7 protein-coding genes are annotated in these 12,115 nt (G+C 32.2%); 5 read left to right on the forward strand and 2 right to left on the reverse strand.

Annotation, left to right across the window (positions count from 1 at the left end):
* Window positions 1–142: 142 nt before the first annotated feature.
* The 4 genes from addB to HMPREF2737_RS07115 all read left to right on the forward strand — a co-directional run bounded on the left by addB (window position 143) and on the right by HMPREF2737_RS07115 (window position 9,099).
* Window positions 143–3,631, forward strand: a complete 3,489-nt coding sequence (addB, locus tag HMPREF2737_RS07100; RefSeq protein ID WP_037549033.1) for a helicase-exonuclease AddAB subunit AddB — start codon at window positions 143–145, stop codon at window positions 3,629–3,631.
* Window positions 3,624–7,301: a helicase-exonuclease AddAB subunit AddA gene (gene addA / locus HMPREF2737_RS07105; RefSeq protein ID WP_037549035.1), complete on the forward strand. Its 3,678-nt coding sequence runs from the start codon at window positions 3,624–3,626 to the stop codon at window positions 7,299–7,301. Before addB ends, addA begins: the two co-directional genes overlap by 8 nt.
* 125 nt (window positions 7,302–7,426) lie before the next feature.
* On the forward strand, window positions 7,427–8,329 hold the full coding sequence (locus tag HMPREF2737_RS07110) for a fumarylacetoacetate hydrolase family protein (protein ID WP_037549037.1): 903 nt from the start codon (window positions 7,427–7,429) through the stop codon (window positions 8,327–8,329).
* A 368-nt stretch (window positions 8,330–8,697) separates the two neighbouring features.
* Window positions 8,698–9,099 (forward strand): YisL family protein, encoded by a 402-nt coding sequence (locus HMPREF2737_RS07115; RefSeq protein WP_037538693.1) that lies wholly within the window; start codon window positions 8,698–8,700, stop codon window positions 9,097–9,099.
* Between the two features lie 73 nt (window positions 9,100–9,172).
* Here the strand turns inward: HMPREF2737_RS07115 and HMPREF2737_RS07120 are convergent, their stop codons facing one another.
* Window positions 9,173–10,495: a CoA-disulfide reductase gene (locus HMPREF2737_RS07120; protein WP_037549039.1), complete on the reverse strand. Its 1,323-nt coding sequence runs from the start codon at window positions 10,493–10,495 to the stop codon at window positions 9,173–9,175.
* A gap of 81 nt (window positions 10,496–10,576) precedes the next feature.
* Window positions 10,577–11,401 carry a Cof-type HAD-IIB family hydrolase gene (locus HMPREF2737_RS07125; RefSeq protein ID WP_037549044.1) on the reverse strand — a complete coding sequence of 275 codons (825 nt, stop codon included), beginning with the start codon at window positions 11,399–11,401 and terminating at the stop codon, window positions 10,577–10,579.
* A 200-nt stretch (window positions 11,402–11,601) separates the two neighbouring features.
* Here HMPREF2737_RS07125 and HMPREF2737_RS07130 point away from each other — a divergent pair, with 200 nt between their 5' ends.
* Window positions 11,602–11,910, forward strand: a complete 309-nt coding sequence (locus HMPREF2737_RS07130; protein ID WP_011276244.1) for a metal-sulfur cluster assembly factor — start codon at window positions 11,602–11,604, stop codon at window positions 11,908–11,910.
* Window positions 11,911–12,115: the final 205 nt, after the last annotated feature.

The following is a 12,115-nucleotide window of genomic DNA, read 5'->3' on the forward strand; positions in this document are numbered from 1 at the left end:
TTAATTTTTAACATAGCAAGACTGGTAATGGAATGTTCATAGAGGTTCCGCCAGTCTTTTTTTGTTCAATATTTGGACCTAACAAAACATTTTTAAGAACGTATGTTCTATGTTAAAATAAGTTCAAAGGAGTGTGGGAATAATGGAGTTGAACGCATACATTGGCAGAGCAGGGACAGGCAAATCTCATCATATGATTGATAATATTAAGCAACAAATGAAAGAGGATCCTCTAGGTGATCCAATTGTTTTAATAGCACCAACACAGAGTACTTTTCAATTAGAACAAGCATTTGTTAATGATAAAGAATTGAATGGAAGCCTAAGAACTGAAGTGCTTCACTTTGAACGCTTAAGTTATAGAGTTTTTCAAGAGGTTGGGGGATTAACTGAAGAACGACTAACGCAATCGGCTACCGAGATGATGATTTATGATTTAGTTCAACAACATCAATCGGAATTAAAACTATATCAATCACAAGTAAATTATTATGGTTTTAGTGAGAAGTTAAGTGAACAAATTCAAGATTTTAAGAAATATTCTGTTACGCCAGAACATTTACATACATTTTTGCAAGATAATGACTTGAAGACGAGAACTAGACATAAATTAGAAGATATATCGCTTATTTATCAGTATTTTGAGGAACGCATAAATGGCGAATTTATTACTTCAGAGGATAGTTTAAATCATTTTATTGATATTTTAAGTCAATCAGAATGGATTAAAAGAGCAGAGGTATACATAGATGGATTCCACAACTTCTCTACATTGGAGTATCAAATTATTAAAGCACTCGTTCAAAGCGCCAAAAAAGTTACTGTTCTTTTAACAACTGATGGTAATGAAGATCCATTTAGTTTATTCAGAAAACCATCAGAGGTATTAACGCATCTAAAGGAAATTGCCAATGATTTAAACATAGAATTACAACAACAATTCTTTAAACAACAATATCGTTTTAACAATAAAGATTTAATACAACTGGAACAACAATTTGATGCATTGCAAATTAATCCTATCGCTTACGATGGTAATATTAATATTTTAGAATCCTCAAGTATACGTGAAGAAGTTAATGAAGTAGCTCGCCAAATTATTAAAGATACACGTGATAAGCAATATAGATATCAAGACATTGCTATCTTGTATCGTGATGAATCTTATGCATTTTTATTTGACTCTGTTCTTCCACAGTATGATATTCCATTTAATATCGACACTAAAAGATCAATGACACATCATCCGATCATGGAAATGGTACGCTCACTTTTGGAAGTTATTCAAACAAACTGGAATATTAGTCCTATGATGCGTTTAATTAAAACCAATATTCTATCTAATCACTTTAAGGATAGTGCATATTTAATTGATTTATTAGAGAATTTTGTCGTTGAACGTGGTGTTTATGGCAAACGTTGGCTTGATGAAAAACTGTTTAGTATTGATAACTTTACGAAAATGGGACGTAAAGAACATAAATTAACTACTGAAGAGCGAGAAGATTTCGAGCAAGTAGTTCATTTAAAGAATGATATTATTGATAAAATATTAACTTTTGAAAAAGCAATGAACGAAGCAGAAAATGTGAGAGGTTTTGCAACAACTTTCTATGAGACAATGGAGGCATTTGATTTACCTAAATATTTAATGACTCACCGTGACCAATTAGACGTCGATGGTCGTCATGAAGAAGCTGAAGAAATAGATCAAATTTGGAATGGTCTTATTCAAATTTTAGATGATTTAGTCACTGTATTTGATAATGAAGAAATGACTCTTAAACGCTTTTTAGAGGTATTTGATATTGGTTTAGAACAATTAGAATTTGTAATGATTCCTCAAACCCTCGATCAAGTGAGTATAGGAACAATGGACTTAGCGAAAGTAGACAATAAAAAGCATATTTATATGGTTGGAATGAACGATGGTGCTATGCCACAACCGGTTTCTTCTTCTAGTCTTATAACAGATGAAGAAAAGAAAGTGTTTGAACAACAAGCACAAGTTGAATTAAGTCCTACATCAGATATCTTACAAATGGATGAAGCGTTTGTTTGTTATATTGCAATGACACGAGGCAGTGAACAAGTTACATTTTCATATAGTTTAATGGGTGCACAAGGTGAGGATAAAGAAAAAAGTCCATTTATTGACCAAATACAAGGGTTGTTCAATGGATTAGATGTAACGAATATTCATTATCAACATAATGCACAACCTTTATCGTTAATGGAGCATCCACATCAAACTAAAGTCGTCTTATTCGAATCTTTAAAATCTTGGCTAGAGGCAGAGATGGTTGCTGATGTATGGGTTGATGCTTATCAAGTCATGCGTGATAATGACAAATTGAATAACGGTTTAGAGTACCTGTTAACTGCGTTGACATATGACAACGAAACAGTGAAATTAGATGAACCATTGGCTGCATCTTTATATGGTTCAACAATTAACGCAAGTGTATCTAGATTTGAAGGGTATAATGATTGTCCGTTTAAACATTATGCGAATCATGGTTTAAGGTTAAATGAGCGAACGAAATATAAGCTTGAAAATTTTGATCTAGGAAATATTTTCCATACTGCATTGAAGTATATTTCGGATAAGGTAGATGGAGACTTTAAACATCTTGATAATAAGAAGATACATGCTTTAACTGTTGAAGCTTTAGAGAGTGTTTTACCTCAAGTCCAATTCAATCTCATGGATTCAAATGCATACTATCGGTATGTGTCAAAACGAATTGGTGTCATTGTCGAAAGTACTTTGAAAGCATTACGCTATCAAAATAAAAATACAAAGTTCAAACCACATCGTTTTGAAGCAGGATTTAGAAAGACACCGAACAACAGTGAAGAACTTATTGCGCAACCATTAATTACAAAACAAGGCATTCCAGTTAATATACGAGGACAAATTGATCGTATAGATGCTTACACTAAAGATGATAAGAGCTACATTAATATTATTGATTATAAGTCATCTAATCCCAGTGCGAAATTAGATTTAAAAAAGGTTTATTATGGTAAACAAATGCAAATGATGACTTATATGGATATTGCTTTGCAAAATGCCCAACGTCTGGGATTATCTAAAGAAATTAAACCAGGTGGCCTATTGTATTTTCATGTACATGATGAACGTCTCAGTTTTAAAGATTGGGGAGAATTGGAAGATGATGCTTTAACACAGGACAAACTTGAACAAGCATTTTTAAAAGAATATAGATTACGCGGCTTAGTTAATAGCGATATGGATGTAGTAGACGCATTGGATATTCGTTTAGAAGAAATTGGTAAATCCGACATTGTTCCAGTTAGCCTGAAGAAAGATGGAAGTATTGGAAGTAGGGGGAGCAGTGTTGCTGATGAAACAACAATTCATAAATTTATCAAACATAATAAAGACAACTTTATAAAGACTGCTACAAATATTATGGAAGGTCATACCGAAGTTGCACCACTTAAATTCGATGACCAATTACCATGCCAATTTTGTAATTTTCAATCAGTGTGCCATGTGGATACTATTATTGATAGTAAACATTATCGCCATGTAGATGAAACTATAGATCCTATCAAAGCAATACAAGATGTCGAGTTAGAAAGCGGTGATCATAATGAATAACATCCCAATCAAACCTAAAGGTGCTCAATGGACAGATGCACAGTGGAAGAGTATATACGCTAATGGTCAAGATGTATTAGTAGCTGCAGCAGCAGGGTCTGGTAAAACTGCAGTATTAGTAGAAAGAATAATTCAAAAAATTATTAGAGATGAAATAGATGTTGATAAGTTACTCGTTGTTACTTTTACTAATTTAAGTGCGAGAGAAATGAAGCATCGTGTTGATCAACGCATTCAACAAGCGTCAATAGAAGATCCTAGAAATGAACATTTAAAGAATCAGCGCATTAAAATTCATCGAGCACAAATTTCGACATTACATAGCTTCTGTTTAAAGATTATTCAACAGCATTATGATGTCATTGATTTGGATCCTAATTTCCGCACAATTAGTGATGTAGAGAATGTGCTGTTACTTGAACAGTCTATTGATGAAGTTTTAGAAAAACATTATGATACACCAGATATAGAATTTCTTACTTTAGTAGAACAATTATCAAGTGATCGTAATGATGATAATTTTAGAGATTTGTTAAAACGTTTCTATAATTTCAGTATAGCCAATCCTTCACCGTTCAAGTGGTTAGATTCTTTAGTTGAAATTTACACGGACGATAATAAACATAAATTATATCTAGACGAATTAGAAAGATTATCGAAAATTTATATCAAAGCTGCATATCATACTTTGTTAGAAGCGGAAAATAACTTTCTAAATTGTATAGAAGCGGAAAAGCATTTAGATGTTATCAAACTAGAAAAATATAAATGCGAAAAAATGATTGAGGGTAATGTGATAAATTTTGAAGAAATCATCAATTATACCTCTGAAAAATTGCCTACAATAAGTAAAAAATTAAAAGATACGAATGAAGATGAAGGTATAAGTTCTCAGTTTTTAACAAACGCTAAAGATTTTTATGATGATTATAAAAAATTATTGTCGGAAGTAAAAAATAAGTATCTAATACGTTCTTATGAAGATTTAAAAGTAGATATGAAACGTTTGGCTCCTAGAATTCAATACCTTGTACAAATCGTTAAGGATATTATTAATGACTTTGCTGAAAAAAAACGTAGTCGCAATGTACTGGATTTTTCTGATTATGAACACTTCGCTCTACAAATATTAACTGACCAAGAGGGCAATGCTTCATCAATTGCGAAAGAATATCGATCACAATTTGAAGAGATTTTAGTAGATGAATACCAAGATACGAACCAAGTACAAGAAGCAATCATATCTAAAATTAAACGTGGTGACGAATCTAATGGAAATTTATTCATGGTAGGTGACGTTAAACAATCTATCTATAAATTTAGACAAGCTGATCCAACGCTATTTATGGATAAATATCATCGTTTCACAAAAGATGGCGATCAATCAGGGTTACGTATCGATTTATCTAAGAATTTCCGTTCACGTAATGAAGTACTCGCCACAACAAATTACTTATTTGACCATATGATGGATGAAGAAGTAGGTGAAATTGAGTACGATGCTGATGCGAGACTTTATTTTGGTGCTACTAAATATTCTGATAAATCTATGCCTTTCGAACTACATGCATTAATTCAAGATAAAAGTAGCGATAATGATTTAGAAAAGTCAGAACAAGAAGCTCGCTATATTGCTGAGCAAGTTAAATATATTATTGAGCATAAACAAGTTTATGATATGAAGTCAGAAACTTATAGACAAGCTACTTTCAAAGATATCGTCATACTTGAAAGAGGGTTGAAAAATGCACGCAATTTACAACAAGTATTTAAAGACTATAATATTCCGTTCCATGTAAATAGTAAGGAAGGGTACTTTGAACAAACTGAAGTACGTCTCGTCTTATCATTTTTAAGAACCGTTGATAATCCTTTACAAGATATATATTTAGTAGGATTGATGAGATCGGTTATATACCAATTTACGGAAGATGAATTAGCAACCATTCGAGTTCAAAGTATGAACGATGATTATTTCTATCAATCCATATTGCATTATATGAAAGATCAAGAAGCGAACCCTACGTTAGTTGAGAAATTAGAACATTTTATGGATGATATAAACATGTATCAAGAATATAGTCAATCTCACCCTGTGTATCAATTAATTGATAAGTTCTATAATGATCATTACGTTATTCAATATTTTAGTGGTCTTATTGGTGGTAAAGGTAGACGTGCAAATCTATATGGATTGTTTAATAAAGCAGTAGAATTTGAAAGTTCAAGTTTTAGAGGGCTGTATCAATTTATTAGATTTATTGACGAACTAATAGAACGCAACAAAGACTTTGGTGAAGAGAATGTTATAGGTCCTAATGATAATGTGGTACGTATGATGACAGTTCACAGTAGTAAAGGTCTAGAGTTCCCATATGTTATTTATTCGGGACTTTCAAAGAATTTTAATAAAGGCGACTTACGTAAACCACTCATCTTAAATCAAAAATATGGTCTAGGTATTGATTATTTTGATTTAGACCGAAATGTAACCTATCCGTCATTATCGTCAGTTGTCATTAAATCAATTACTGAAAAAGAACTTATTTCTGAAGAAATGCGATTAATGTATGTAGCTTTAACGCGAGCGAAAGAGCAACTCATTCTTATTGGTACTATTGATAAGGAAGAAACATTAGAAAAACTTGAGCGATTGCCAATTTCAGGTAATCAAATTGCATTGCATAAACGGTTATCAGCAGATCGACCTTTTGATTTAATATATAGTATTTTGGCTAAATACCAATCTACATCCTTATTACCAGAGTATCAGTTTGAGAAATCCATTGATAATTTAGATGAGAGTCTGCGTCCTACTGTAGATATTAAAATTGCACAATTTGAAGAACTTTCGATTGATGACAGTGAATCAGAACAAGAAAGTCGCGATGTTTCAGATTTAGAAGTAGAAGGCTCGCATGATGAGACATTAAAGCAACAAATTAATGATCAATTATCATTTAAATATCCTTTTTTAAAAGATACGGAGAAACCATCTAAACAGTCTGTTTCAGAATTAAAGCGTCAATTAGAAACAGAAGAAAGTGGTACAAGTTACGAAAGGGTAAGACAATACCGTATAGGTGTATCAACTTATGAGAGACCTAAGTTTTTACGTGAAAATAAAAAACGTAAAGCAAATGAGATTGGTACTTTAATGCATACAGTTATGCAACATCTACCATTTAAAGAAATTCGTATGACTGAAACAGAATTGAATGACTATATTAATGAATTAATTGAAAAGCATATTATTGAAGAAGATGCAAAAAAAGATATTCAATTTGAAGCAGTTATGAATTTTATTAGAAGTGACTTGTATATGACTATTACACAAGCTGACAAAGTTTATAGAGAGTTACCATTTGTCGTAAATCAAGCGCGTGTAGACGAAATGCCTGAATTAGATGAAGATGTGTCAATTATTCAAGGTATGATTGATTTAATATTTTTAAAGGACGGTCAATATTACTTTGTAGATTATAAAACAGATGCATTTAATAAACGTAGAGGTATGACAGATGAAGAGGTAGGTATACAACTTCGTGATAAGTACAAAATTCAAATGAAATATTATAAAAATACATTAGAAACGATTTTAAATTCTAAAGTATACGGTTACCTTTATTTCTTCCAATTTGGTCAAATGAGTATTGAAGAAGATGTTTAATAGGTTTTTAATCCAATGAATGAAGTGTGTATTAAATTTCTAAAATTTCAGACATATATATTTGTGGTTTAGCAAAGATTAAAGTTATAATATGTATTAAGATATAGATGAGGAGTTGATACTGAATGAAATTTCTATCATTCAATTATAAAGACGCTGAATCTTACGGCGTAAAAGTTAAGCGTGAAGACGCAGTTTGGGATCTTAAAAAGGTATTTGAGGAATTTGGAGAAGGTGACTTCCACCCTCAAACATTATTAGAGGGATTACAACAAAACCAAACATTAGATTTCCAAGAACAAGTACGTAAAGCAGTTGTAGCGGCTGAAGATAGTGGTAAAGCAGATGAATTCAAAATCGCTTTTAATGACATTGAATTCTTACCACCAGTTACACCACCAAATAATGTTATTGCATTTGGTCGTAATTACCAAGATCACGCAAGTGAATTAAATCATGAGGTACAACGATTATACGTATTTACTAAAGCAGCATCATCATTAACTGGTGATGAATCAACAATTCCAAATCATAAAGATATCACTGATCAATTAGATTACGAAGGTGAATTAGGTATCGTAATCGGTAAATCTGGAGAAAAAATTCCGAAAGCATTAGCATTAGACTACATCTACGGATATACAATTATTAATGATATTACTGATCGTAAGGCGCAAAATGAACAAGATCAGGCATTTCTATCTAAAAGTTTGACAGGTGGTTGCCCAATGGGACCTTATATTGTAACTAAGGATGAGTTACCAACACCTGAAAATGTTAATATCGTAACTAAAGTTAATAATGATATTCGTCAAGATGGTAATACAAGTCAAATGATTAATAAAATTGATGATTTAATTGAAGAAATTTCTAAATATGTAGCATTACATCCAGGAGATATCATTGCTACTGGCACACCAGCTGGTGTAGGTGCAGGTTTACAACCGCCTCAATTCTTACAACCAGGTGATGAAGTCAAAGTTACTATTGATAATATTGGTACATTAACTACTTATATTGCTAAATAATAATTAATAGTTCAAAAATGTTATAAGGATTGTCTATCATAATTAGTTCATAATAAATGATTGAATTGAGACATCTTATATTATAAGTATTTCTTAATTGTAATCAGTTAATGCAGGTGAGCCTGGGACATAAATCAATGTCCCGGGCTCTAATTATATATTGCCAGAAGTTGTCAGAAATAAAAACGCACTTGTTATAAGCGTTTTAATTCAGGGACCCCAGCAGAGAGAATTTCACATGGAAGTTTTACAAAACCATTATTTTAGTTTTACATCCATCTCTTATAGCGTTTAACAATACGTTCAAGTGTTTATGTGATATGATAGGTAAGTAAAAAGGTAATAAATAGTATTGGGGGAATTCGGTCTTGTTACATATGCATATTGCAAGTTGGGCGTTGACAATTATTTTATATGTAATTGCATTTTTACATATTTCAAAATCACAAGGTCCTACACCTATGTTTAAACCTTTACAAATGGCATTAAGAGTCTTTATGTTACTCACTTTATTCTCAGGGTTCTGGTTGTTAATTCAAGAATTCATGGCTGCTAGCCATGGTGGTGGGGGCAACCATATGTTGTTAACATTGAAGATGCTTTGTGGTATAGCGGTAGTTGCACTAATGGAAGTATCTATTGCGAAACGCAAGAAACACGAAGCGAGTCATGGTTTATTCTGGGCAACAATTATTTTAATAATTATTACTATGGCATTAGGTATTATCCTACCATGGGGTCCAATTAGTAGCCTTTTTGGAATTAGTTAAAATTTAAATTATTAATGATATAGGGATAGCCCTTAAATGATTGAATTTGCAGTAATCATTTAAGGGCTATTTTTTATACATCTCTAGCTTTGTAACCAATCATATTAACTAAATCTTTTGGATGACTGTAAGGTGGTGCGTATGCCACTTCAAATTCAGTTAATTCATCAATGGTTAATTCGCTCATCATTGCCATTGATAATACGTCAATACGCTTATCAACACCTGTTTTACCTACTGCGGCAGCACGTAAAAGACGACGATTATTTGTGTCAAAGTAAACGCGTAAGTGGACATTAGTATTTCCAGGGTAATAACCTGCATGAGTGCCAGAATTTAATTCAACCATTTGATAATCAAAATGCGTTAATTCTTCGACTTTGATGCCGACGCTTGCTAATGTATAATCGAAAAATTTAACGATATTGGTACCTAAAAACCCTTTGAAAATGATATTTTTATTACCAGCTAGTTGTTCTGCAATGACGCTTGCGCCACGATGTGCTCCCCAAGCTAATGGAACTTGTGCGGGTAGATTTACATGACGGTACGAAGAGGTAATCACATCACCCAAAGCATAAATATTTGGGATGTTTGTTTCAAACTTATCGTTAACTTTAACGAAGCCTTTATCATCTAATTCTACGTTAGATGAGTCGATAAATTTCGAATTTGGATGTGTACCAACGCCTTCAATAATTATATCGTAGTCTTCTTGAATGCCTGATTTAAAAGTAACCATATGATCATTAACACTTACAATTTCCTCATTTAATCGATAAGATATGTGTCGCGAATCTAGCTCGTCAAAGATAACTTGATTCATATCTTGGTCCATCAACTTGTTAATTTTATCAGAGCGGTGAATTAGAGTAACATCTAATCCTCTAGCATATAAATTCTCCAAGACTTCTAATGAAATATAACCTGCTCCTACTACTAATGCTTTCTTAGCCTGATGTTGATCTATAAATCGATCGATGGCATCAGTATCCTCCATATTGCGTAAAGTGAATATGTAATCACTATCAAAGCCTAAAGAATTAGCACCTGCACCAGGACTCAATATTAATTCGTCATAACTCGCTTCAAATTTTTCATTCGTTTGACGATTTACTACCGTCACTGTTTGATCTTTGTCATTAATAGCAATTACTTCATGATACGTTTTAACTGTAATATCTTTCTTTTCTTTAAACACGTCTGGCGTAATTGGTAAAACATCTTTACGTTCATTAAAAATGTTACCTATAAAGTAGGGTAATCCACAATTTGCGAAACTCATGTCGCGGTCTTTTTCAAAAATAGTAATTTCACTGTCTTTATCTAAACGTCGTATTTGGCTAGCACAGGTTGCACCACCGGCGACAGCACCGACTACAATTATTTTACGCATCATACATTCCTCCAGAAAAAATATATTAAAAAAGTGAGACATTATAAAAGTATACATTTGTCTCACTTTAAGAATTGTTGTTTAACCTTTATAAGGTATATTTAATTTAAAGAAATTATTTAAATAACGGCCGATACCATCATCATTATTTGAATAAGTAATATGGTTTGCAATATGTTTTAATTCATCTAGACCATTGTCCATTGCGATACCATATTTAGCATATTTAATCATTTCAATATCATTATCCTCGTCTCCGAAGGCTATAATATGTGAAGGTTCAATTCCTAAATAGTCTTTGACTTGTTCAATCCCACGCGCTTTACTAATCCCGCGTTTAACGATTTCGATTACTGGGAAAGGCGCTCCCCAACGTCTGTGCTCAATATTCTCTGCATAGAAACGCGTCAACATTTGCTTGATTCGAGGTATGTAAATCTCTTCTGCTTCTACTAATAACGACGTTGGTGCTTCATCTAATTCTTCTAATAAATTACCTGTTTCAATTTTAGGATTACCCATTGAAAAACCCTCAAATAATCTAGGGTCATGATTATTAATAAACACGTGATCGCGAACCTCAGCAATAATATTTGTAACTTTTGCTTTTTGAAGTGTTTCGATCATGTTTCTAGCGAGGTCCACATCTAGTACCTCGTGTGTCGTTTTAAAATCATCTGATTTAGGATGATGAACATAAGCTCCATTGAAGTTTACAATAGGTGTGTCCATGTTTAATTCATGATAATAAATTTGGCTTGCACGGTATGGTCTTCCAGTCGCAATCATAATGCGATGACCTTGCTTTTTTAATGTTGTAAGTACTTGCTTAGTATAGTCGCTAATTTCTTTATTATCATTTAATAATGTCCCATCTAAGTCTAAACAAATTAAATAAGGTTTCATATATTTCTCCTTAAGCTACATATCTATAGAATAAAATACATTAACATTTCAGATTAAATGTTTTTAAAATTGATACATAAATCAACTTTATAATGTTATTATAACGTCTTTATTCGCTTAGTTGTATCATAGCATTTTATTGGCGTTTTGTCGGATATTTGATATATTAGTGTAAAGATAAATAATGAGAGGTGATACTAATGGAAGAGGCATTAAAAGACAGTATCCTAGGTGCACTTGAAATGGTTATTGACCCTGAATTAGGTATTGATATCGTTAATTTAGGTTTAGTATATAAAGTGAATGTTGATGATGATGGTTTATGTACAGTTGAAATGACTTTAACATCAATGGGTTGCCCACTTGGGCCACAAATTATCGAACAAATTAAAACAGTATTAGCCGAGATTCCAGAAATACAAGACACAGAAGTTAATATTGTTTGGAATCCACCTTGGAACAAAGATATGATGTCAAGATACGCTAAAATTGCATTAGGCGTTGGCTAATTAATCGCTTTTGAACAATAGTACACGATTAGGATGTACTATTGTTTTTTTATTTATAATAGAAGCAATTTAAATGTTCATTTTCAATGCTTTTAGTGACAAAGTTAAGTTGATAAATGACATAATTGTAATATAAATTGAATTTGTTTAAGCGTTATACTACAATACATAAGAATTACAATATAAAATAATTTAAATTGTACTT

This window comes from Staphylococcus sp. HMSC069D12, assembly GCF_001810405.1.
Classification (GTDB): Bacteria; Bacillota; Bacilli; order Staphylococcales; family Staphylococcaceae; genus Staphylococcus; species Staphylococcus haemolyticus.

What these genes read in the sequence shown, in the direction of transcription:
- HMPREF2737_RS07120 (WP_037549039.1), bottom strand. Translation starts at nt 10,495, where the DNA reads ATGCGTAAAATAATTGTAGTCGGTGCTGTCGCCGGTGGTGCAACCTGT.
- HMPREF2737_RS07125 (WP_037549044.1), bottom strand. Translation starts at nt 11,401, where the DNA reads ATGAAACCTTATTTAATTTGTTTAGACTTAGATGGGACATTATTAAAT.
- addA (WP_037549035.1), top strand. Translation starts at nt 3,624, where the DNA reads ATGAATAACATCCCAATCAAACCTAAAGGTGCTCAATGGACAGATGCA.
- HMPREF2737_RS07110 (WP_037549037.1), top strand. Translation starts at nt 7,427, where the DNA reads ATGAAATTTCTATCATTCAATTATAAAGACGCTGAATCTTACGGCGTA.
- HMPREF2737_RS07130 (WP_011276244.1), top strand. Translation starts at nt 11,602, where the DNA reads ATGGAAGAGGCATTAAAAGACAGTATCCTAGGTGCACTTGAAATGGTT.
- addB (WP_037549033.1), top strand. Translation starts at nt 143, where the DNA reads ATGGAGTTGAACGCATACATTGGCAGAGCAGGGACAGGCAAATCTCAT.